Genomic DNA, 22,103 nt, shown 5'->3' on the forward strand with positions numbered 1-22,103 from the left:
CTCGCTTGTGCGCTTGCGTCTGCACATCGACATGCAGGTGCAGCGTCTAGACTGCCGCGCTCTGCAACACGGGGGCAGCAGTGACAAAGCGAAAAATCATCAAATGGGTCGGCATCGGTGCACTGGTGCTCCTGCTGGGCAGCGTGCTGTCGCTGTACGGCTACGGGCGCTTTGCCGATCGTCAGCGTGGTGCGGTGAGCCACGCGCTGCCTGCCACGGCGATCGCCACGCCGATCGATCAGGTGGTCGCGCCGCTGCAGCAGGCACATGCCGGTCAGACCGGCATGGTGATCCTGCCCGACAACGTCGATGCGTTCGCAGTGCGTGCGCTCACCGCGCGTGCGGCAGGGCGCAGCCTGGACCTGCAGTACTACATCTGGCATGCGGACTTCACCGGCAACCTGCTGCACAACGAATTGCTGCATGCGGCCGACCGCGGCGTGCGCGTGCGCCTGCTGCTGGACGACATGAACATCCACGGCAGCGATTCGGTGCTGGCGGCGCTGGACAGCCACCCGATGATCGAGATACGTCTGTTCAATCCCACCCGTGCGCGCGAAGGCACGCTGATGCGCGGCGTGGAGATGGTGCTGCGCATGTTCAGCATCAATCGCCGCATGCACAACAAGGCCTGGATTGCCGATGGCCGGATGGCGGTGGTGGGCGGCCGTAATGTGGGCGATGAATACTTCGATGCGGCGCGCGACACCAATTTCATGGACATGGACGCGGCATTGATGGGGCCGGCCGTGGGCCAGGCCGAGCAGGTCTTCGATGCATACTGGAACAGCCCCAACGCCTTGCCGCTGGCCGCGCTGGTGACCGCAAAGCCACAGGCACTGGATGCGTTGCGCGGCAGCCTGGATGCCGGCCTGGAGTCAGCACGCGCGCATCCGTATGTGGAGCGGCTGCGCCGGTCGCCGAGCGTGCAGGCGTTGACGCAGGGGCAGCGCCAGGTGCATTGGCTGGACCAGGCGCGCATCGTTTCCGATCCGCCGGAAAAGGCCGAGGGCGCACCGCCGCAGGCGGACTGGATGACGCCGGTGTTGATCGGCGAGATGGCGCATGCGCAGCGCGAACTGAAGGTGATCTCGCCGTACTTCGTGCCGGGCGATGAAGGCCTGCGCTGGATCGGCGCGTTGCGTCGGCGCAATGTGCGCGTCAGCGTGTTGACCAACTCGCTGGCGGCAAACGATGTGGTTGCCGTCCACAGCGGCTATGCCGATTACCGCGTGCCCTTGCTCACGCAAGGCGTGCGCCTGCACGAGCTCAAGCCGATGGGCAAGCCGGACGGTAGCCTGTTCGGGTCCAGTGGGGCCAGCCTGCACACCAAGGCGTTCGTGGTGGACGACAGCAGCGGCTTTATCGGTTCGTTCAATCTGGATCCGCGCTCGATGAACCTCAATACCGAGATGGGCCTGCTGTTCAACGATCGCGCGGTGGCCGCGCAGCTGGAGCAGGTCTACAACCGCAAGATTAGTGCGCCGCTGAGTTACCGCGTGACCCTGGAGCAGGGCGCGCTGCGCTGGCACGACGATGCAGCGCAGCCACCCGAGGTGTGGTCGCAAGAGCCGGCCGCGAGCGTGTGGCGGCGTGGCGCGGCGACGGTGATGGGCTGGTTGCCGCTGGAGTCGCAGTTGTAATTCCGCTGTTTGTGCGTGCGGCGCGCTACTGCAGCTGTGTCACGATCTCGCGCGCCATCGCGCCCAGCGGCAGGATGCGGTCGGCGCCGCCGCGTTTGATTGCTTCCTTGGGCATGCCGAACACGATGCTGGTGTGTTCGTCCTGCGCCACCGTGCGCGCGCCGGCCTGACGCATTTCCAGCAGGCCGGCGGCGCCGTCGTCGCCCATGCCGGTCATGATGATGCCCAGCGCATTGCTGCCGGCCGCGCGCGCGGCCGAGCGGAACAGTACATCCACCGACGGACGGTGCCGGTTGACCGGCGGGCCTTCCATCACTTCGACAAAATATTGCGCGCCACTGCGGCGCAGCAGCAGGTGCTTGCCGCCGGGCGCGATCAGTGCGCGGCCCGGCATCACCCGATCGTTGTTGGCGGCCTCTTTCACTGCGATCTGGCACAAACCATTCAGGCGCGCGGCGAAGGCAGCGGTGAATTTTTCCGGCATGTGCTGCACGATCACGATGCCGGGGCAGACGCGCGGCAACGCGGTCAGCACTTCTTCCAGCGCCTGGGTGCCGCCGGTGGAGGTGCCGATGGCGACGATGCGCTCGGTGGTCTGCGCCAGCGCGCGCCCGCTTTGCGCCGGCAGGATCACATCGGCGGTGTGCTTGACCTCCGCTTCCAGCGGCGCTGCGGCAACCCGCGCGGCCAGCCGTTTGACGCTGGCGCGTGCGGCGCTGCGCACCGTATTGACCAGTTCCTCGGCCGAGTCGGTGAGGAACTGCTTGAGCCCCAGCCGCGGCTTGGTCACCACGGCCACCGCTCCGGCGGCCAGGGCATCCATGGTGACGCGTGCGCCTTTTTCAGTGAGCGTGGAACAGATCACCACCGGGGTGGGGCGCTCGCTCATGATCTTGCGCAGGAAGGTGATGCCATCCATGCGCGGCATTTCCACATCCAGCACGATCACGTCCGGCCATTGCTTGCGCATCTTCTCGATCGCCAGCAGCGGATCGGCCGCGGTGGCGATGACCTCGATGTCGGCCGCGTCGTTGAGCACGCCCACCAGCACCTGGCGCACCACCGCCGAGTCGTCGACGACCATGGCCTTGATGGTATCGGTGCGGGCAATGGGGCTGGCGGCAGGGCGGTTGAAGACTGTCGACACGGCGGATCCTTGGCTCAGGCCTTGCGGAAGATCGAGGGTGCCACCTGGACCAGATCGATGTCGAGTTCGCTCAGGCTTTCCGAATGACCGATGCAGAAATAGCCGCCCGACTTGAGGTTGGACAGCACGCGCAGGATGACCTCACGCTTGGTTTGCCCATTGAAATAGATCATCACATTGCGCAGGAAGATCGCATCGAAGCTGCCCAGCATCGGCAATGCCGTATTGAGGTTGGCATGCACGAACTTGACCCGGTCGCGCAGGCGTCGCTCCACCAGCAAGGTGCCGTCGTACTCGCCCTGACCACGCAGGCAATAGCGCTTGAGATACGCCTGCGGAATGCCGTCGATGCGTTGCAGGGCGTAATGCCCGGTGCGCGCCTTGGCCAGCACGCGGGTGCTGATGTCGCTGCCGACCACTTCGAACGGCCGTCCCTGCAAGCTGTCGTCCAGCACCATCGCCATGCTGTAGGCCTCTTCGCCGCTGGAGCTGGCCGCGCTCCAGCAGCGGAACGGCAGGCCGCCGCGATGTTCACCGGCCAGCTTGCGCAGCAGCTCGAAGTGCTTGGGCTCGCGGAAGAAGTAGGTTTCGTTGGTGGTCAGCAGGTCGATCGCAGTCTGGATCTCGGCGCGGTCCTGGCGGCTTTCCAGCAACTGCAGATACTGCGTGTAGGTGCTGAACTGGTGTTCGCGCAGGCGCTTGCCCAGCCGGCCGCACAACATGGCCTTCTTGCCGGAGGAAATGCTGATGCCGGCTGCTTCGAAGATGAAGCGCTGGAAGCGGCCGAATTCCTGTTCGGTGATGGCGGTGGCTGTACTCATGGTCAGGCGACATCCGCATCGCTGGGCAGCGCGTTGCCGCACAGGCGTGCGATGCGCACGGCGTGTTCGCGCCACCATTCCGACAGCATCGGCCCGGGCATCGGTGAGCCCATCAGATAGCCTTGCGCCAGGTCGCAGCCCAGCTCGCGCAGCAGGCGCCAGTCGTCCGGGGTTTCCACGCCTTCGGCCACGGCGGTGAGTTCGAGCCGGTGCGCCAGTTCCAGCGTGGATTCGAGCACGGTGCGCTGACTGCGGCTGCGATGGGCGGCATGCACGAAGCTGCGATCCAGCTTGAGTTCGGTGAAGGGAATGCTGGCCAGGCGCTGCAACGAGGAGAATCCCGTGCCGTAGTCGTCGATCGACAGCCCGAAGCCATGCAGGCGCAGGCGCGCCAGCATGCTCAAGGCGTTGGCCGGCTCCACGATGGCGCTTTCGGTGAGTTCCAGCACCAGATCGGCAGGGCTCAGGCCGTTGTCGCCCAGCTTGCCGCACAGTTGTTCGAGAAAGCCCTGCTCGCCGAGCAGGTTGGGCGACAGGTTCAACGCCAGGCTCAGTTCGAAGCCTTCTGTGCGCCACTCCACCAGTTGCGCGATCGCCAGGTCGATCACCTGCTGGGTCAATGCGTGGATCAGGCCTTCGCGTTCGGCCAGCGGAATGAAGCGGTCCGGTCCGATCATGTCGCCTTGCGGGCGGCGCCAGCGGGCGAGTGCTTCCACACCGCGCAGGCGACCATCCTTGAGATCGAGCTTGGGTTGGTAGGCCACGCGGATCTCGCCGCGGCGCATGGCCCGGTCCAGCCGCGACGCAGCCGCGCCGCCGCTGGACATCAGCGGCGATATCGCCGGCTGTGCAAACGCGGGCGCGTTCGTGGCAAGTCCCGGTTCGCACTCCAGCACGGTGGCCAGGTCCTGCAGATGCATCGGCTTTTCGATGCCGCCGAGCACGCGCACGCCAGCGCTGCGGCTGAGCTGCATCACCGCATCGATCAGGGCGCCGCCGCGCTGGGAGACCACCACCACCGGCACGCTGTACTTGCCGCGTGCCAGTGCATCGAGTAGCTGCACGCCGTCCATGCCCGGCATTTCCAGATCGATCAGCAGCAGCGATGGCGCAATCGCGCTGCTCAACCAGGCCAGCGCGGCGTGGCCATCGACCGCGCCGTCGACCGCGACAGCGCCGATCTGGCGGCACAGCGCCATGGCGTGTTCGCGCTGGACCACGCTGTCGTCGACGACCAGTACCGGGCCGTCCAGCGCGCAGCTGCAGGAGAGAAGGGTGGGGCGCATGGGAGTCCTTGCTTGCATGCCGAACATGTCAGGCTGCCAGATCGGCGACAGGTAGCTGGGCGAGCGCGTCGTTGCCCAGCACCGTATCGGCGTCGAGCAGGATCACGAAGCGGTCGCCAATCCTGGCCATCGCATGGATGCACTCGCGTGCGATGCCGGCGCCAAAACTTGGCGCGTCGGCAATGGCGTCAGCCGCGATCTCCAGCACTTCGCTCACCGCATCCACCAACAGGCCGAGCACCTGATGTTTCTGGCCATGGGCGATCTCCACGATCACGATGCAACTGCGTTTGGTGATCGCGCTGGCGCTGCGGCCGAAGCGTTGTTGCAGATCCACCACTGGTACCACCGCGCCGCGCAGGTTGATCACGCCGCGCAGGGCCGGCGGCATCATCGGCACGTCGGTGGGCGCGCGGTATTCGATGATTTCCTTGATGCCGAGGATGCCCAGGCCGAACATTTCCTTGCCCAGCAGAAAGGTCAGGTATTGCTGTGGCGCCGTCGATGGCGGCGCGACGGCAGTTGGCGTGGTGCTGGCTGCGCTGTGCGGTTGCATCGTCGTGTCCTCAGAAGCTGGCGAACTGCGATTCGTCGATCGCATCGGCGGTGGCCGCCACCGCGCTGATCTGGCGCACGTTGCTGCGACGCGGCGGCGTGCTGACCGCGGTGCTGCTGCCATGCGTTGCGATCCGGCGCGGGCCCGGCTTGTTGCTGGTCGATGCCGCGGCGCGCCCGCCATTGCCGAGGCGGAAGAAGCCCATCAACTGCTGCAGTTGTTCGGCCTGCGCGCTCATTTCTTCGGAGGTGGCGGCCAGTTCTTCGGCATTGGCGGCAGCCGACTGCGTGGTCTGGTTCAACTGGCCGACGGCGGTGTTGATCTGGCTGACGCCGGCGGTCTGTTCTTCGGAAGCCGCGGCGATTTCCTGCACCAGGTCGGAGGTGCGGCGGATCGAGGGCACCATCTCGCCGAGCACGCGGCCGGCGCTTTCGGCCAGGTCCACGCTGGAACCGGCCACCTCGCCGATCTCCTGCGCGGCGATCTGGCTGCGTTCGGCCAGCTTGCGCACTTCCGCCGCGACCACCGCAAAGCCCTTGCCGTGCTCGCCGGCGCGCGCGGCCTCGATCGCGGCGTTGAGCGCCAGCAGATTGGTCTGGTAGGCGATGTCGTCGATGATGCCGATCTTCTTGGCGATGTCCTTCATCGCCACCACGGTGGCGCGCACGGTGTCGCCGCCATCGGCCGCCTCGCTGGCAGCCTTGGCAGCCATGCTGTCGGTGACGCGCGCGTTCTCGGTGTTCTGCGCGATGGAGGCGGTCATCTGTTCCAGCGAGGCGCTGGTCTCTTCCACCCCGGCCGCCTGTTCGCTGGCGGCCTGGGCCAGCGCCTGCGCGGTGGCACTGACCTGCTCGGAGGCGCTGGCCAGGTTTTCGGCGTTGCGGTTGACCTCATCGACGATCTCGGTCAGCCGGCTCATGGTGGTGTTGACGTAGCGCTGCATGTCGGCGAAGGCGCCTTCGTAGCGGCCTTCCACGGTGTGGGTGAGGTCGCCGTCGGCCATCGCGCCCATCACCTGGATCACCTCGGAAATGCTGCGCAGGTTGCCGCGCGCACGCTCCACGGTGTCGTTGATGAAGGCCTTCTTACCCGGCAGCTGCGCCAGCGGTGCCTCGAAGTTGCCGCGGCCGAATTCGGCCACCACGCCCATCGCCAGCTTCTTGACTGCGATATGCGCGCCCACCATCTGGTTGATGCCGGTGGCCATGCTGCGGAAATCGCCGTCGAAACCGCTGCTGTCGATGACCACGTCGATATCGCCGGCTTCGTGTTCGGCCGACATGTGGTTGATCTCGCGGATCAGGCCGGTGAGGTTGCCGCGCACCTGTTCCAGGGTCTCGTTGATGAAGCGCTTCTTGCCCGGCAGCAGCGGCAGCTGCGCGGTGAAGTTGCCGCGGCCGAATTCGGCCACGCAGGCGATGGCCTGCTTCTTGACCGCAATGTGGCTGGCCACCATCGCATTGATGCCTTCGGCCATGCGGCGGAAATCGCCGCTGAAACGCTGGCTGTCGATGACCACGTCGATATCGCCGGCGTCGTGCTCGGCCGCCATGCGGTTGACCTCGGCGACCATGCCGGTGAGGTTGCCGCGGATCTGCTCGACGATCTCGTTGATGAAGGCCTTCTTGCCCGGCAGCCGTTCCAGCTCGGCGGAGAAGTTGCCGCGGCCGAACTCGGCCACGCAGGCCATGAGCTGCTTCTCGACCGCGATATGGTTGGCGACCAGGCGGTTGATGCCTTCGCCGGTGGTGCGGAAGTCGCCGTCGAAACGCGCCACGTCGATGCGTGCATCGATCTCGCCGGCATCGTGCTCCTGCGAAACGCGATTGATCTCCTCGTTGACGTGGGCGATGTTGCCTTGCACCTTGCGCAGTGCACGCAGCACCTCGCAGGCCTGCTCATCGCGTAGCTGCGGCAAGGCGACGGCGAAGTTGCCGCGTGCGAAGGCATCCAGCGTGGTGGTGGCAAGCTCCAGCGAGCCGGTCGCGATGCGGATCGCATGGAGCAGCAACGCACCGCTGACGAGTGCGGCCAGGACGCTGGCGGCGAGCAGGGCGCCGTGTGACAGCGTCAGCGCAAAGCCGGCGACCACCACCACGACGGGCAAGGCGAGGGCGAGGGCGGCGGTGAACCACAACTGCGTGGCGATCGGGAGACGGTGTGACATGGCGGCAGCTTCCTGGGGTCAGGGAACAACGAATGAGGCGGTGATGTGGGGAGTGCTGGTACAGGTACTCAGGCCGCCAGGGCGTCCTGGTTTGGATGCAATTGCTGGAGCAGGCTGGGCACGTCGAGAATCAGCGCGACATCGCCGCTGCCCAGGATGCTCGAACCGCTGATGCCCTTGACCTGTGCGAAGACCCTGGACAACGGCTTGATCACGGTCTGCCATTCGCCCAGCAAGGTGTCCACAACCAGGCCGAAGCGCTGGGTACCTTGGCGGATCACCACGATGCTTTCGCGCGCCGGGGTCCTGCCGCCGAGCGCGAACAGTTCGCGCAGGCGCACATACGGCAGCACGCTGCCACGCAGGTCGATGTAGTCGCTGCTGTAGTCGGGCGTGAACTCCACGCATTCCTCCACCACGTCCAGTGGCACCACGAACACCGACTTGCCGACACCGACCTGAAAGCCGTTGATGATGGCCAGCGTCAGCGGCAGCCGCACCGAGATGGTGGTGCCCACGCCGGCAGTGCTGTCGATCTCCACGGTGCCGCGCAGCGCGGTGATGTTGCGCTTGACCACGTCCATGCCAACGCCGCGCCCGGACAGGTTGGTGACCTTTTCGGCGGTAGAGAAGCCCGGCTCGAAGATCATCGCGAACACCTCGCGGTCGCTGAGCTGGCGGCCCGGCTCGATCAGGCCGCGTTCCAGTGCCTTGGCCAGGATGCGGTCGCGGTTCAGGCCGCCGCCGTCGTCGGTGATCTGGATGACGATGCTGCCGGAGTCGTGATATGCGTTGAGGCCAACGGTGCCGCGTGCGGGCTTGCCGCGCGCCACGCGCACGTCCGCCGGTTCGATGCCGTGGTCCATGGCGTTGCGCACCAGATGGGTGAGCGGGTCGCCGATCTTTTCCACCACCGACTTGTCCAGTTCGGTGTCTTCGCCGGCCACGACCAGCGCGATGTCCTTGCCGAGTTCGCGCGCAACGTCGTGCACCACGCGCTGGAAGCGGCTGAAGGTGCAGCCGATCTTGACCATGCGCAGTTGCAGGGCGCTTTCGCGCACCTCTTCCACCAGGCCGGCCAGGATCGAGGCCGATTCCAACAGCTGCGCATCGCCGGTGCGCTGCGCGTTGGCATTGGTGCCGGCCACCGCGATGATGAGTTCGCCGACCAGATCGATCATGCGATCGAGCTTGTCGGCGTCCACGCGGATCGAGCGCGCGTCGGCATTGCGTGCGCCGGTGTCCTGGGCTGCGCGTGCCGGCGTTGCGGCCGGAACGGCAGCCAGCACGCCGACGACCGGCGCGGCGGCAGCCACGACCGGCTCGCTCGCAGGCATGGCGGTGGCGTCCATCGGTGCCGGCACCGAGGTGATGTCCAGATCGCAGTCTTCGCGTACGAACTCGAACACGTCCTCGATCGCGGTACGGTCGGCATCGCTGCGCAGCAGGATCTGGAAGCCCAGATAATTGGCTTCCGGATCGAGCGCTTCGAAGCTCGGCAGCTGGCTGACATCGGTGCTGATCGACTCGACCGAGCCCAGCCCGCGCAGGTTGCGGATCAGCTTGAGCGGCGAGTTGCCGTAGCGCAGCGCGTCGGCGAACAGTTTAAGCGTGATACGCCAGTAACCGCTCTGTTTTTCCGGGGTGCTGTGCTGGAGGGCGGTGGCGGTGACACCGCATGCGCTGGCCTGCAGGTAGGTCTGCAGTTGCGCCAGCAGGGGTTCGGCCTCTGCCGCCAGGGCGTCGGCATCGGCGTGGGCGGGGTCGGCAGCGGTTTCCACCAGGGCATGGATGTGGTCGCAGCACACCAGCAGCAGCGCGATCAGTTCCGAGCTCAGCGTCAGCGCGTCGTCGCGTACCAGGTCCAGCACGCTTTCCACGACATGGGTGAAGCCAACCAGCTGCGGCAGATCGAACAGGCCGCCCGAGCCCTTGATGGTGTGCGCCGCACGGAAGATCGCGTTGACCGCATCGGGCGAGGACTCGCCACGCTCGGCTTCGAGCAGATGACGTTCCATGTCTTCGAGCAGGTCCCGGCTCTCGGCCAGGAAGGTCTGCATCAGCTGGTTCATATCCATACGCGTTGCCGGTCCGTTAGTGAATGCGTTCGCCGATACCCGCAACCGCATGCGGGTACAAGGCTTCGAGCAGGCCGAGCAGTTCGATCACATCGACCACCGCGCGGCTGGAATCGGTTAGGGAGAACGGCCGGCCATCAGCCTGGATCGCCTGCTTGGTCGCCAGCAGCAACTGCAGGCCGGTGGTGTCGATCTCGCTGACCGCACCCAGGTCCAGGTGCAGTCCGCCCGGATGCAGCAAGGCCGGCTGCAGCAGCGGCTTGAGTTCGGCAGCGCGACGGATGGTCATCTCGCCTTCCAGGGCGAGCGTCAGCGGCGCAGGTAGATCGGACAGTGGCGTGTTCATTGATGCCTCAAGCGATGCGATGGCGCAGGGGAGCGTGCCATGACGCGGAAGAAGGTCGCTCCGGCGTGGGCTTGCGTGGGCAGTGCTGCACACGATGATCACGCCGGTCCATGCAGGTATCGGCGCGTGGCAGGAATATTTAGGCCAAATTCAGTGCAGTGACGGATTTGAGAAATCCATCACTGCCTGGGCATTAATTGCTCAGCTTTGTCGCAAGCAGGCTCAGGAAACCAATGTCCTGGACAGTCCCGCAGGACAGATAGCCGCATTTCAGCCGACTTCTTTAATGCGTGCAGCCTGGATGTGTGCACGACCGCCGCTGAGAAAAACGCATGAAACAGGCAGCATGCACCACGCACCGGCATCGCATGGAGCGATGGGCTTTAGTGAAAATGCCGCATTGGATTTAATTCACTTGGCGCAGAGATTGCAACGTTGTTGACGCGTCCTTGCGTCTTGCATGGTCGAGCACGCTGCGCAAAGCAGGCGCAACCGAGCGAATGGCGATTTCTATCTTGGCGCCAGCATCGTCAGCAAGCCGCGCGCAGCGTTGAAGCGGTCCGCGCCTTCCGGTAGCGGCAGCTTGATGCGCAGTTTGTCCGGGCCGTCCATGGTGTAGATCTTGGGCTGCTTCTGGATCATCTGGATCACCGCGACCGGGTCGATCGCCGGTTTTGCCTCAAAGACCAGGCGGCCGCCGTGTTCGCCCAGGTCCAGCTTGCGCACGCCCAGCGCATTGGCCTGCAGCTTGAGCTCGGCAATGGCGAACAGGTGCTTGACCGGATCCGGCAGCAGGCCGAAGCGGTCGATCATCTCCACCTGCAATTCGCGCAATGCATCGGCATCGCGCGCGCTGGAGATGCGCTTGTACAGGGTCAGGCGCGTATGCACGTCGGGCAGGTAATCCTCGGGAATCAACGAGGCCACATGCAGCTCGACCTCGGCCCCGCGGACCTCGTCGCCGGCATCCAGATCCGGCAGTTTGCCCTGGTGGATGCTGCGCACCGCGCGTTCCAGCAGCTCGGTGTACAGGCTGAAACCGACCTCGGCCATCTGCCCGCTTTGGTCTTCGCCCAGCAGCTCGCCGGCACCACGGATTTCCAGATCGTGCGTGGCCAGGGTGAAGCCGGCGCCGAGCTCGTCCATGGAAGCGATTGCCTCCAGGCGCTTCTCCGCATCGGAGGTCATCGAGCGCCGATCCGGCACCACCAGATACGCGTAGGCGCGGTGATGCGAGCGACCGACGCGGCCGCGCAGCTGGTGCAACTGGGCCAGGCCGAAACGGTCGGCGCGGTTGATGATGATGGTGTTGGCGTTGGGGATGTCGATACCCGATTCGATGATCGTGGTCGACAGCAACACGTTGAAGCGCTGCTTCTGGAAATCCAGCATCACCCGTTCCAGCTCGCGCTCGGGCATCTGCCCGTGGGCGATGCCGATGCGCGCTTCCGGCACCAGTTCGGACAGTTCGCGCTGCATGCGCACGATGCTTTCCACATCGTTGTGCAGGAAGTACAGCTGCCCGCCGCGACTGAGCTCGCGCTGGAAGGCTTCGCGCAGCAGCGCGTTGTCCCATGCAGTGATGAAGGTCTGCACCGCCAGCCGGTTCGGCGGCGGGGTGGCGATGATCGACAGGTCGCGCAGCCCGGCCATGGCCATGTTGAGCGTGCGCGGGATGGGGGTTGCGGTGAGCGTGAGCAGATGCACGTTGGCGCGCATCGCCTTGAGCGCTTCCTTCTGGCGCACGCCGAAGCGCTGCTCTTCGTCGACCACGACCAGGCCCAGGTCCTTGAACTTGACGTCCGGCTGCAGCAGCCGGTGCGTGCCGATGATCACGTCGATCTCGCCGCTGGCGACCTTCTCCAGCTCGGCCTTGATTTCCTTGGTGCTCTTGAAGCGCGACAGCACTTCCACCTTCATCGGGTAATCGGCGAAGCGGTCGCGGAAATTGCGGTAATGCTGCTCGGCCAGCAGCGTGGTCGGCACCAGCACGGCGACCTGCTTGCCGGCACTGGCGGCGGCAAATGCCGCGCGCACGGCCACCTCGGTCTTGCCGAAGCCGACGTCGCCGCAGACCACGCGGTCCATCGGCTGACTGCTGCCCAGATCGCGCAGCGTCGCATCGATGGCGGCCAGCTGGTCGGCGGTTTCCTCGAACGGAAAGCCGGCCGCGAACGGCTCGTACATCGCCCGGTCCACCTGCAGGGCCAGACCGGCGCGCGCGCGTCGGCGCGCCTGGATTTCCAGCAATTCGGCCGCCACGTCGCGGACCTTTTCGGCCGCTTTGCGCTTGGCCTTGGTCCATTGCTCGCCGCCCAGCGAATGCAGCGGCGCGGTCTCGGCCGAGGCGCCCGAGTAGCGGCTGATCAGATGCAGCTGCGCCACCGGCACATACAGCCGGTCGCCCTTGGCGTATTCGATTTCCAGGAACTCGCCGGGCATGCCGCCGGCATCGAGCACGATCAGCCCGCGGTAGCGGCCCACGCCGTGGTCTTCGTGCACGATCGGCGCGCCTTCGGACAGCTCGCCCAGATCGCGGATGATCGCTTCCGGCTCGCGTCCGACCCGCCGGCTGCGCCGCGGCTGGTTGGCGCGCTCGGGAAACAGCTGGCGCTCGGTCAGCACCGCAATCTGCGGGGCGTCCAGCGCAAAGCCGTCTTCCAGCGGCGCCACGGTGATACCGAAGCGCAGCTTGGTGGCAGCCAGGAAGGCGGGCAGGTCGGCGACCACCTCCGGCTTCAGCTGCGCGGCGGCCAGCACTTCCATCAAGGCCTCGCGACGACCGGCGGTATCGGCGGCCACCAGCACGCGGCCGGGGTAATGACCCAGGAACGAGGCCAGCGCCTGGCCGGCCGGCGCGTCCTTGGCCGCCACCGGCAGTGGCGGCAACGGCTGGTCGCCCAGGGCGGCGGCCTCGTCGACGCGCGGATGATCGCTGCCCCAGACTTCGATGCGCGCCAGCTTGTTGAGCCGCTCGCGCAAGGCGTCCGGCGACTGATACAACTCGTCCGGCGTCAGCAGCGGGCGTTCCACGTCATGGCGGCGTTGTTCGTAGCGGTCCTGCGCCTGCGCCCAGAACGTGTCTGCCGCGTTGGAGACGCCGGTGGCGACCAGCGGCAACACGCGCTTGTCCAGATAATCGAACAAGGTGGCGGTCTTGCTGAAGAACATCGGCAGGTAATACTCGACCCCCGACGGCGCCAGCCCCGACTTCAGATCCTGGTACAGCGCGCTGCGCCGGGTATCCACGTCGAAACGTTCGCGCAGGCAGGCCAGCACGCGCTCCACGCTGGCATCGTCCATCGGCACTTCGCGGCCGGGCAGCAGCTTGACGGCCTCGACCTTGTCCAGCGAGCGCTGCGATTCCGGGTCGAAGGCGCGGATCGAGTCGATATCCTCGTCCAGCAGCTCGATCCGCAACGGCGTGGCTTCGCCCATCGGAAACACGTCGAGCAGGCCGCCGCGCACCGCGAAATCACCCGGGTCCATCACCTGCGGCACGTTGCGGTAACCGGCGCTTTCCAGCCGGCGCTTTTCCGCATCCAGATCCAGCCGCTGCCCGACCTTCAGATCGAAACTGCCGCCGACGATGTAGCTCAGCGGCGCCAGCTGCTGCATCAGCGTCTGCACCGGCACGATCACCACCCCACGGATCAGCGCGGGCAGCCGATGCAGCGCCGCCAGGCGCTGGCTGATGATTTCCGGGTGCGGGCTGAACTGGTCGTAGGGCAGGGTTTCCCAATCGGGAAACGGCACCACCGGCAGCGTCGTATGCTCGCCGAGCAAGGCATGTAGATCCGCCTCGATCTGATGCGCACTCTGGTTGTCGCGGGCGATCACCAGCAGTGGGCCGGCATGCGCCTCGGCGGCGCGTGCGATCGACCAGGCCAATGCAGTCGGCGAAGACGGAGCGCGCCAATAGGCGCGGAGCTGGCCGGACTTGGGCAGCGGCGGAGAGGGGAAGGTGGTTGGCGACGGCATCAGCCCGCAATTTTAACAGAGCGGCCCCCGCGGCCGGTCCATCCGGCGTGAAAGCCGGCCTCGGCCCGTCTGCGCGCAAGCGCCGCAGAGCCCTGCCTTACGTAGCGACATGCTTGTACCGGGCAACCCTTGGCAAGCAACTGGTTGGATATACAGCCGAAAGCGCAGTCAAACGCTTAGAATTTGCCCGTAAATAGGTGAGCTATCGATCGTGGCCGTGAGTCGGGCGGCGTTGGATCGATACCGGCAAAGCGTGTGGATTCGTGGGTGGTGACCGAGGAGTTCTGCCAACGGGTGGAGCCGCTGATTCCGGTGCACTCGGTTGCGGACAAGATTTACACGCGCAAACCTGGGCAGGTCGGCCGCCAAAACCACTGCGACTGGTGTTCGAAGCCATCATTTTCGTGCTGCGCACAGGTTGCCAGTGGAAGACCTTGCCCAAGGAGCGCTAGTCCGCCGCATCGCCGAAGCAAACATCTGTGCGCTGGCGCGGGATATCGTGGCGCGGCCCACTTGGGCACCATTGAGGATCACGGCTACACCCCTCATGTGGTCGGCCGACGCGCTGAGGCCAACGCCAAGCAACGCAATCCGAACAAGAAGGCGCAGAGATGGGTGGACGAGGTTTGCCACAGTGGGTTCAAGCGGTTTCAAAAGCTGCTCGTGCGCGGCGAGAAGCTCGAGCGAAGCTTTGTGAGACTCAATCACTTGGCTGCCGCCATCATTGCTTTCCGCAAGGTCCCCGCGGACGTCAACATAATTTACGGATAAGTTCTTATTGCGCGGCGGCACTGCGCTGTTGCGCCATCGCCGCGCGCACCGCGAAGTAGCCCGACTCGCTACCGTCGTCGCGTGCGCTGCGGCCGCCGTGCGCAAGCACTTCCAGGCAGGCCAAGGTGGTCGCCGGATCGTCCAGCCACTCGCCCTCGGCGCGGGCGATGTCGGCGATCGAACGCAGCATCAGCGTGGTGGTCAGCGGCAGCTCCACCAGCAGCCCGGGCAGGCCGAAGAAACCGCCGATCGTGCCTGGGTTCGCACATGGCCCAACGCTTTCGTGCAGCAGGCAGACACATTCGTATCCGGCGCTATCTTGCGTATCAATCGTTGACTTTACGCCGCGCGGCAGATGTTTTTAGCAGGAGACAGTCACATGCAGAAATTGACCGCGCTCTTCCACTCAAGCACGCCCCAGCATGATGGCGCGAATGAAGCAACCACCTCCAGCCCATCGCGTCAAGGAGCGGCGTCCGGCGAAAGTGCATCACCTGCCCTGGTTGCCTTGGCTGCCCTGGCAGAAGGAAGTCCGAGGCGTCAGAGTGCCAATGTAGGTAGTCGCCCCCGGACCGGCCACGTGTCCGCCCACTCGTACCCGCCGCCGCACCCCTCCATGTTCAGCAGGATGCGAGGATGGATGGCGGAAGGGGCGTCGAGCAAAGCCCCCGAACCCAGGGCCTGGATCGATGCCAACCTCCCGCATGCACGGGCCGCCAGGATAAGCCTGCTCGACACTGCAACCGCAGTGACCCGTTCGTCGGAATTTACCCTGCCCGCACAACAAGGCGGGCACCAGTTCTACATATACCTTGCAGCCGATGCATCCGGCACCAATACGATGGTTCTGGCCCCGGGCCAGGAGTTGATCCCCGGGCTACTGCGGTCTGACCAGATGATCGAGCTTTCGTCGAGCCACCTGGATCAGCTCAACGCACTCGCCACCAGGCATCCAATTGTCAAGACGCATATGCCGGACACTAAACCACGCTTGCGGGTGATCACACCCGCAGTCGCCGCCAATCTGGCAGCGGCACGCGAGGCCATCGACCTGGTCAAGGCGCTTCTTCCTTACGGGGCTGGCAACCAGATCAAGGACATCGCAGCAACCGGGGGGGAAAGTGTGCTCTGCTCTTCGTTGTCGCTTACAACGGGGGGGATTCCGGCGGCCCGCGCCTTCGTCGCAATCCAGTCGCAGGGTGGCTACTGCGAAGCGCAAGCTGCCCTGGCGTACCAACTGCTCTCGCAGAATCCTGCGCTGAGGGACTGCAGGATAGACGTGGTGGGCGGAGAAGACCACGAGTTTGTGGTGATCCGGGGGCAGACGTCAGAACAAGATATCGTGGTGGATGCGTGGGCGCCTTTCGCCTCACCCACGCTTGTCCAGGATGCACTCCCCATGCACCAGGCGCTGCTAAGCGGAGCAAAGCTCGAGTACACCAAACCTGCCGGCACCGTTCTGCCGGCCCTGAACATCGAAGGGGCGCTGAGCCAGCAGGCTATCCAACGCAGTAAATACCCGTCGATACGCGAAAATTACTTCGCTGAAAAATACCGAAACCCCGACAGCGTCATCGCGGTCCAACTAGAAACTTCGGAAGATCAGTGGGATATACCCTTCAGCGGCAATCCCAATATCCGCTATGAAGTGCGTGACGAATCCGGCCGCCGGTTGATCTACGGTCCGCTCAGGTTCGACATGCAGCGGATCCCATTTTCGCCCGGACCCTACCAGACGCAGGGTGCATGACGCCCGCCGACGCACGTGTATGCGTGACGCTCACTCTGTGCGTTGACGCGGAATTCAGTCAAAAGCCCAGTCGGTCGAGGGTGCGGCGTCCTCACCGCTTGCGGGACACGCCTTGAACCCCATCCCTGGGGGCTCGGTGGCGGCATTCATGCCGCCACACGGTCCCGCAATCGGCGAGGACACCGCACCAGACAGTTGGCTGGTTGTTGCTTAAAAGCTTGTCGGTTGATCGCTTGCGTTAGGCGGACGCTTCCTTGTCAGAACAGCAGAACGTCGAGCCTGCTCTTACCAGGCACATCGACCATCTCGACTGGTCCTTGCCGGCCCACCGTCGCGGGACCTTACGCGGCATGGATGCCGCGCCAGAGCATACTGGGACGCACTTGCGGCGTGTCCTGCGATGGTGGGCGGGCAAGGGCCTTGCAACCAAGCGACAGATCATCAGCTCTGAGCCGAATCCCCAATCCCCAATCCCAGCCCCTCAAGCATCCAGCTCAAGCACCATGCGCACCAGCTCCGGCGAATCCGGATGCGGCTGCGGCTTGAAGCCCAGCGACTCGGCCAGCTGCAGCATCGGCACATTGCTTTGCAGCACGTCGCCGAACAGGCAATCCAGGTATTTGCGCCTTGCCCATTTGACCAGCTTGCGCATCAGCTGCCGTCCCAGGCCCTGGCCGGCGACGAAGCTGCTGACCAGGATGGTGTACTCGGCCTGGCGGGTGCCCGGCACCAGCGCTGCACGCGCCACCGCGCCCACCAGGGCCTCACCCGGGGGCAGCTGTTCGGCGGCCACCAGCACGATTTCGCTCTTGGGGTTGGGATGGGTCAGGCGCTGCACCATCTCAGGGGTGATTTCGGCGGAGGAACGCACGAAGCGCGCGCGGATTTCCTCCGGTCCCAACAGGCTGAAAGCGCCCTGCAGCGGCGGACCGTCCTCTGGACGGATCGGGCGGAGCAGGAGCGTGCGGCCATTGGGCAGACTGAAGTTTTCATGCCAGGGAGGCATGCGATTGCGAATGGCCATGACCGGTGTTCCTTAAAGATCGGAAGATTCTGGCACCAGCCCAGCGCACAACCGTGAATGAATCCGGTGCGCCGCTGGGGGCCGTCAGGGGGTGGCAGTGCTTCCCTCACCACTGTACCGAGCGATACCGTGATCCAGTCGTGAGTATGCAGCCGCGTTCGCCAGCGCGAGCAGGCGCGTGGTACCGATGACTCAGGCGTCCTCGCGCAGCCACTCCAGCCGGGTCGAGGCACCGGCCTCGCCAAGATGCTGCTTCAGCACCGGCAGCGCGGGCGCCAGCACCTGGTCGAACTGCCACGGCGCATTGACGATCAGCAGCCCGCTGCCGGTCAGGCGCAGCGGCGAGTCGTCCGGGCGCACCTGCAGTTCGGCCACCAGCACCGACTTGGCCGGCAGCGTGGCCGCCTTGCGCATGAACGGCTGCAGGCTGCGGCGCAGCTTGATCGGGTACCACACCATGCAGATCGCCTGCGGCCAGCGCGCCAGCGTCTCGCGCACGCTATGGATGACCTGCGGGTACTCGGCTTCCTGCGCCTCGTAAGGCGGGTCGATCAGCACCAGCCCGCGGCCGATCTTGGTCTCGCCCGCGCGCGGCGGCACGAAGGCGCGAATTGCCTCATAGCCATCGCCGGCATGCACGCGCACGCGGCTGTCCCTGGCGAACAGGCGCTTGAGCGCCTCGGCCTCTTCCGGCTGCAATTCGCAGAACGCCATGCGGTCCTGCTCGCGCAGTGCCCGCGCCGCCAGCAGCGGCGAGCCGGGATAGTGGTTGATCTGGATGCCGGCGGTGGCGCGCGCCGGCTTCTGGCCGGGCGTGGCCGGGCGGGCGACGGTCTGGTTGTCGGCCTGCACCGCGCGCAGATAGCGTTCCACCACCTCGGGCAGGGTCGACTCGGCCATCAGCTGCATGACCCCGGCATCGGCCTCGTTGGTCTTGCGGCTTTCTTCGCCACCGAGCTGGTAGCGCCCGCGCCCGGCGTGGGTATCGAGCACGAAGAACGGGGTGTCCTTGCGCTTGAGGGTGTCGATCAGCGCCAGCAAGGCGATGTGCTTGAGCACGTCGGCATGGTTGCCGGCATGGAAGGCATGGCGATAGTTCATCGCAGCAGTGTACGGGCCGCGCCAGCATGCGGCTATGCTGCACGCCATGTCCGAGTCCCCCGCCCGCGTGCTCGTCGTCGAAGACGAAGCCGCCATTGCCGATACCGTGCTGTACGCGCTGCGCAGCGAAGGCTATGCGCCCGAACACTGCCTGCTGGGCCGCGACGCATTGGCGCGCCTGCGTGCCGACCCGGCCGATGTGGTGGTGCTGGACGTGGGCCTGCCGGATATCAACGGCTTCGAGGTGTGCCGCACGCTGCGCGGGTTCAGCGATGTGCCGGTGATCTTCCTGACCGCGCGCAACGACGAGATCGATCGCGTGCTCGGCTTCGAACTGGGCGCCGACGACTACATGGCCAAGCCGTTCTCCCCGCGCGAGCTGGTGGCGCGGGTGCGCGCGCGGCTGCGTCGTCGCAATGTGGCCGCCGTGGCGGAGCCGGGCTGGCAGCCGCATGGCGCGTTTGCGATCGATCGGGAGGGCAGCCGCATCCGCTACGGCGATGCGCTGCTGCCGCTGACCCGCTACGAATACGCGCTGCTGTCGGCGCTGTTGCAGCGCCCCGGCGCGATCCTGAGCCGCGCGCAGCTGATGGACCGCGGCTGGGACGCCAGCGCCGACAGCGCCGACCGCACCGTCGACACCCATATCAAGACGCTGCGCGGCAAGCTGCGCCAGGCCGGCGTGCCGGCCGACCCGATCCGCACCCATCGTGGCCTCGGCTACGCACTGGAGCTGTAGCCATGGGCGAGCGCAGGCGTGGCGTTGTTCTCCAGGCCGGGGCCTGAGATGCGGCTTGGTCTCAAGTTGTTCCTGGGCTTTTTTCTGATCGTCGGGCTGGCCGCGTTCTTCGTGATGCGTGTGTTCGTCAACGAGGTCAAGCCGGGCGTGCGCCAGGCAATGGAATCCACGCTGGTGGATGCGGCCAATGTGCTGGCGGAGATGGCCAGCGGCGAGCTGGCTGCCGGCAGCATCGTCAGCGGCAGCTTCGCGCGCAACGTGGCGCAGGCGCAGCGGCGCGACCCCAAGGCCTGGGTGTGGCGATTCCGCAAGAACGATGTGGCCTACCGCGTCACCGTGACCGACGCGCGCGGGGTGGTGGTATTCGATTCGCTGGGCCGTGACGTGGGCCGCGACAACTCGCGCTGGAACGATGTCTATCGCACCTTGCGCGGCGAATATGGCGCGCGTTCCAGCCCCGAGGTCGATGGTGACCCGGCCGCCACGGTGATGCATGTGGCCGCGCCGATCTACGCGCCGAATGACCCAGCCAAGTTGATCGGCGTGCTGACGCTGGCGCAGCCCAATCGCAGCATCGACCCGTTTATCGAGGCCAGCCAGCGCAATATCCTGCAGCGCGGGGCCTGGCTGATCGGCATTTCCGCGCTGATCGGCATCGGGATGACCTGGTGGCTGATGCGCGGGATCGGCCGGCTCAACCGCTACGCACAGGCGGTGAGCGCGGGCCTTCCGGTGCCGCCGCCAAAACCGCGCGGCGATGAAATCGGCGACCTGGGCCAGGCGCTGGAACGCATGCGGCGCAAGCTCGAAGGCAAGGCCTACGTGGAGCAGTACGTGCAGTCGCTGACGCACGAGATGAAAAGCCCGCTGGCGGCGATCCGCGGTGCGTCCGAACTGTTGAGCGAGCCACTGCCGGAAGCCGATCGCCAGCACTTCGTTGCCAGCATCCGCGCGCAGGAGCTGCGCCTGACCGAAACCATCGACAAGCTGCTGGCGCTGGCCGAGGTGGAACAGCATGGCTGGCTGCAGACGCGCGAGCGCATCGCGGTGGCCGGCCTGCTGCAGGCGGTAATCGACGCCGTGCTGCCGCGCGCGGCAGCGGCCGGCGTGCTGCTGGAAAGCGATGCCGGCTCCGACACGGCGCGCAGGCAGTACGTGCTGGGCGATGGATTCCTGCTGCGCCAGGCGCTGATCAACCTGCTGGAAAACGCCATCGCGTTCTCGCCGCAAGACAGCACCATCCAGCTGCGTGCGCAGGTGCTGAAGGAACAGGTGCAGCTGGTGGTAGAAGACCGCGGCAGCGGTGTGCCGGATTACGCACTGGAACGGGTGTTCGAGCGTTTCTACTCGCTGGCCCGCCCGCAGACCGGACAACGCAGCTCCGGCCTTGGCCTGCCGTTCGTGCGCGAAGTCGCGCGCCTGCACGGCGGCGAGGCGACACTGGGCAACCGCGAGGGCGGCGGTGCGGTCGCGACCCTGCGCCTGCCCATCGGCTAAACGGCTTTGCATGCCGTATGTGCGCAGGCCGGCTGCCGATGGCGGCGGCATCGCGGTGGCACTGAAGCGGCATGCGCCAGGGCACATGCCGCATCCGTGTCAGCCGCGCATCACCACGGTGCGCAGCCGCTGTGTGCTAGTGCACCACGTCGGCCCCGATGACGTCCTTGGCGACCACCGACCAGGACAGCTTGCCAAAGCCCTTGTTGCCCCACTCGGTGCCCCAGCTGTTTTCGACGATCAGCCCCTCGCTGTCGTACCCCAGCGCGATCACCGCGTGCCCGCCCAGGATCGGCGTCTTGGTGTCGTAGTCGACCTGGTTTTTCGGCGTGAGGTCTTCGAACCCCTGGCGGACATAGAAGCCGATGGCCACCGGCGTGGACGAGGCCAGCGCGAGTTTGATCTGTTCGATCAGGGCCCGCCCGCCATTGCCGTCGCCCGAATACAGCACGGTGTACTTGCGGTACGGCGTGGGGTTCTTGGCAGCGTTGGCGCGGTCGGCTGCAGTGGGTGGGTTCTTCCAGTTGTAGTTGCCCCAAGAGTAGTGCTGCTCGGTGTCGATGCCTTGGGCCAGCGCGACGTCCAGCGGCGCTTCCAGCGTGGATCCCTCATCGACGCCGTTGTTGACCTGGCTGTAGAGATACATCGGGGCGAAGCGGGTTTGCGCCTGCTTGTTGGCGTTGGCATACCAACCGGTCAGGGTGTGGGCGGTTGCCCATGACGCACATGACCCCACCTGGCCCTGGTCGCCTGGGGTGATCGCCCAGGCAGTCAGGTCCACCGTGGCGGGCAGGGGTTTGGCGGTGCTGGCAATGCCGAACAAGGGCGTGACCGGCTGCATCAATGCCGAGGGTTTCAGGCCCATCCCGTGCATTGCCGCCTGTGCGGCGGCGGAGGACAGGCTCAGCGCAGCGAGCAGGCAGAGGGTGAGTGAACGTTGCTTGTTCATGAAAGGCAAACTCCAGGCAAGAGAGGAATGCAGTGGTGCGCACTTCTGGAACCACGGCCGGCAAGCGGGCATGCGTGTGCGACACCGCCGATGCGGTGCGCGTAACGTTGAATGAGGACGCCGCAGAACGACGGAACTGGAACGCCGTGATCAACACAGACTCGAAAAAAAGCAATGGCCCCGTGATGCGAAACTGCACTTGCATCGTTGCGCCTGGCGGCCAGGCGCGCGGCGGTGATGCGAAACC

At 65.8% G+C, this 22,103-nt stretch carries 16 protein-coding genes and 2 pseudogenes; 6 read left to right on the top strand and 12 right to left on the bottom strand.

Translation table 11 applies throughout. The features are described from left to right. Positions 1 to 80 precede the first annotated feature (80 nt). The gene (locus LL972_RS04965) at positions 81 to 1,643 is read left to right on the top strand and encodes a phospholipase D family protein (RefSeq protein ID WP_228326636.1); all 1,563 of its coding nucleotides are present in this window, start codon (positions 81 to 83) and stop codon (positions 1,641 to 1,643) included. 25 nt (positions 1,644 to 1,668) lie between these two features. On the opposite strand, the gene LL972_RS04970 is transcribed toward LL972_RS04965, so the two are convergent. The 7 genes from LL972_RS04970 to LL972_RS05000 form a co-directional block, all read right to left on the bottom strand. Then, positions 1,669 to 2,808: a protein-glutamate methylesterase/protein-glutamine glutaminase gene (locus LL972_RS04970; RefSeq protein ID WP_228326667.1), complete on the bottom strand. Its 1,140-nt coding sequence runs from the start codon at positions 2,806 to 2,808 to the stop codon at positions 1,669 to 1,671. After that, complete coding sequence (locus LL972_RS04975; RefSeq protein ID WP_228326637.1) at positions 2,805 to 3,611, bottom strand: CheR family methyltransferase; 807 nt, start codon at positions 3,609 to 3,611, stop codon at positions 2,805 to 2,807. Before LL972_RS04975 ends, LL972_RS04970 begins: the two co-directional genes overlap by 4 nt. Positions 3,612 to 3,613: 2 nt before the next feature. Continuing rightward, positions 3,614 to 4,897: an EAL domain-containing response regulator gene (locus LL972_RS04980; protein ID WP_228326638.1), complete on the bottom strand. Its 1,284-nt coding sequence runs from the start codon at positions 4,895 to 4,897 to the stop codon at positions 3,614 to 3,616. A 28-nt stretch (positions 4,898 to 4,925) separates the two neighbouring features. Next, entirely contained in the window at positions 4,926 to 5,453 is a 528-nt protein-coding gene (locus LL972_RS04985; protein ID WP_228326639.1) for a chemotaxis protein CheW, read from the bottom strand. 10 nt (positions 5,454 to 5,463) lie between these two features. Further along, positions 5,464 to 7,620 carry a methyl-accepting chemotaxis protein gene (locus LL972_RS04990; protein ID WP_228326640.1) on the bottom strand — a complete coding sequence of 719 codons (2,157 nt, stop codon included), beginning with the start codon at positions 7,618 to 7,620 and terminating at the stop codon, positions 5,464 to 5,466. A gap of 68 nt (positions 7,621 to 7,688) precedes the next feature. Further along, on the bottom strand, positions 7,689 to 9,698 hold the full coding sequence (locus LL972_RS04995; protein ID WP_228326641.1) for a chemotaxis protein CheA: 2,010 nt from the start codon (positions 9,696 to 9,698) through the stop codon (positions 7,689 to 7,691). A 16-nt stretch (positions 9,699 to 9,714) separates the two neighbouring features. Continuing rightward, on the bottom strand, positions 9,715 to 10,044 hold the full coding sequence (locus tag LL972_RS05000; protein WP_016905011.1) for an STAS domain-containing protein: 330 nt from the start codon (positions 10,042 to 10,044) through the stop codon (positions 9,715 to 9,717). A gap of 94 nt (positions 10,045 to 10,138) precedes the next feature. Between LL972_RS05000 and LL972_RS05005 the strand changes: the two genes are divergently transcribed. After that, entirely contained in the window at positions 10,139 to 10,486 is a 348-nt protein-coding gene (locus tag LL972_RS05005) for a hypothetical protein (protein ID WP_228326642.1), read from the top strand. 68 nt (positions 10,487 to 10,554) lie between these two features. Here LL972_RS05005 and mfd read toward each other — a convergent pair whose 3' ends face one another. Beyond that, positions 10,555 to 14,025, bottom strand: a complete 3,471-nt coding sequence (gene mfd / locus LL972_RS05010; protein WP_228326643.1) for a transcription-repair coupling factor — start codon at positions 14,023 to 14,025, stop codon at positions 10,555 to 10,557. A gap of 240 nt (positions 14,026 to 14,265) precedes the next feature. Between mfd and LL972_RS05015 the strand changes: the two are divergent. Further along, positions 14,266 to 14,796: pseudogene (locus tag LL972_RS05015) on the top strand (transposase). A gap of 10 nt (positions 14,797 to 14,806) precedes the next feature. Here LL972_RS05015 and LL972_RS05020 read toward each other — a convergent pair. Beyond that, positions 14,807 to 15,052: pseudogene (locus LL972_RS05020) on the bottom strand (EcsC family protein); the annotation flags it as partial. A gap of 123 nt (positions 15,053 to 15,175) precedes the next feature. On the opposite strand from LL972_RS05020, the gene LL972_RS05025 reads away from it, so the two are divergent. Next, the gene (locus LL972_RS05025; protein WP_228326644.1) at positions 15,176 to 16,546 is read left to right on the top strand and encodes an Hrp-dependent type III effector protein; all 1,371 of its coding nucleotides are present in this window, start codon (positions 15,176 to 15,178) and stop codon (positions 16,544 to 16,546) included. Positions 16,547 to 17,027: 481 nt separating this feature from the next. Here the strand turns inward: LL972_RS05025 and LL972_RS05030 are convergent, their stop codons facing one another. Together LL972_RS05030 and LL972_RS05035 are read right to left on the bottom strand one after the other, a co-directional pair. Next, entirely contained in the window at positions 17,028 to 17,570 is a 543-nt protein-coding gene (locus tag LL972_RS05030) for a GNAT family N-acetyltransferase (protein WP_024939889.1), read from the bottom strand. Positions 17,571 to 17,762: 192 nt separating this feature from the next. Further along, positions 17,763 to 18,671 carry a 23S rRNA (adenine(2030)-N(6))-methyltransferase RlmJ gene (locus tag LL972_RS05035; RefSeq protein ID WP_228326645.1) on the bottom strand — a complete coding sequence of 303 codons (909 nt, stop codon included), beginning with the start codon at positions 18,669 to 18,671 and terminating at the stop codon, positions 17,763 to 17,765. 34 nt (positions 18,672 to 18,705) lie between these two features. Here LL972_RS05035 and creB point away from each other — a divergent pair, with 34 nt between their 5' ends. After that, positions 18,706 to 19,410: a two-component system response regulator CreB gene (gene creB / locus LL972_RS05040; protein WP_228326646.1), complete on the top strand. Its 705-nt coding sequence runs from the start codon at positions 18,706 to 18,708 to the stop codon at positions 19,408 to 19,410. A gap of 48 nt (positions 19,411 to 19,458) precedes the next feature. Then, positions 19,459 to 20,907 (top strand): two-component system sensor histidine kinase CreC, encoded by a 1,449-nt coding sequence (creC, locus tag LL972_RS05045; RefSeq protein ID WP_228326647.1) that lies wholly within the window; start codon positions 19,459 to 19,461, stop codon positions 20,905 to 20,907. Between the two features lie 136 nt (positions 20,908 to 21,043). Here creC and LL972_RS05050 read toward each other — a convergent pair whose 3' ends face one another. After that, positions 21,044 to 21,856, bottom strand: coding sequence for a C1 family peptidase (locus LL972_RS05050; RefSeq protein ID WP_228326648.1), 813 nt, complete (start codon positions 21,854 to 21,856; stop codon positions 21,044 to 21,046). Positions 21,857 to 22,103 lie beyond the last annotated feature (247 nt).

This window comes from Xanthomonas campestris pv. asclepiadis (assembly GCF_020784175.1).
In the GTDB taxonomy this organism is placed as follows: domain Bacteria; phylum Pseudomonadota; class Gammaproteobacteria; order Xanthomonadales; family Xanthomonadaceae; genus Xanthomonas; species Xanthomonas campestris_D.

What these genes read in the sequence shown, in the direction of transcription:
- LL972_RS04985 (WP_228326639.1), bottom strand. Translation starts at nt 5,453, where the DNA reads ATGCAACCGCACAGCGCAGCCAGCACCACGCCAACTGCCGTCGCGCCG.
- LL972_RS04995 (WP_228326641.1), bottom strand. Translation starts at nt 9,698, where the DNA reads ATGGATATGAACCAGCTGATGCAGACCTTCCTGGCCGAGAGCCGGGAC.
- LL972_RS05030 (WP_024939889.1), bottom strand. Translation starts at nt 17,570, where the DNA reads ATGGCCATTCGCAATCGCATGCCTCCCTGGCATGAAAACTTCAGTCTG.
- creB (WP_228326646.1), top strand. Translation starts at nt 18,706, where the DNA reads ATGCTGCACGCCATGTCCGAGTCCCCCGCCCGCGTGCTCGTCGTCGAA.
- creC (WP_228326647.1), top strand. Translation starts at nt 19,459, where the DNA reads ATGCGGCTTGGTCTCAAGTTGTTCCTGGGCTTTTTTCTGATCGTCGGG.
- LL972_RS04975 (WP_228326637.1), bottom strand. Translation starts at nt 3,611, where the DNA reads ATGAGTACAGCCACCGCCATCACCGAACAGGAATTCGGCCGCTTCCAG.
- LL972_RS05005 (WP_228326642.1), top strand. Translation starts at nt 10,139, where the DNA reads ATGATCACGCCGGTCCATGCAGGTATCGGCGCGTGGCAGGAATATTTA.
- LL972_RS05025 (WP_228326644.1), top strand. Translation starts at nt 15,176, where the DNA reads ATGCAGAAATTGACCGCGCTCTTCCACTCAAGCACGCCCCAGCATGAT.
- mfd (WP_228326643.1), bottom strand. Translation starts at nt 14,025, where the DNA reads ATGCCGTCGCCAACCACCTTCCCCTCTCCGCCGCTGCCCAAGTCCGGC.
- LL972_RS04990 (WP_228326640.1), bottom strand. Translation starts at nt 7,620, where the DNA reads ATGTCACACCGTCTCCCGATCGCCACGCAGTTGTGGTTCACCGCCGCC.
- LL972_RS05035 (WP_228326645.1), bottom strand. Translation starts at nt 18,671, where the DNA reads ATGAACTATCGCCATGCCTTCCATGCCGGCAACCATGCCGACGTGCTC.
- LL972_RS05000 (WP_016905011.1), bottom strand. Translation starts at nt 10,044, where the DNA reads ATGAACACGCCACTGTCCGATCTACCTGCGCCGCTGACGCTCGCCCTG.
- LL972_RS05050 (WP_228326648.1), bottom strand. Translation starts at nt 21,856, where the DNA reads ATGAACAAGCAACGTTCACTCACCCTCTGCCTGCTCGCTGCGCTGAGC.
- LL972_RS04980 (WP_228326638.1), bottom strand. Translation starts at nt 4,897, where the DNA reads ATGCGCCCCACCCTTCTCTCCTGCAGCTGCGCGCTGGACGGCCCGGTA.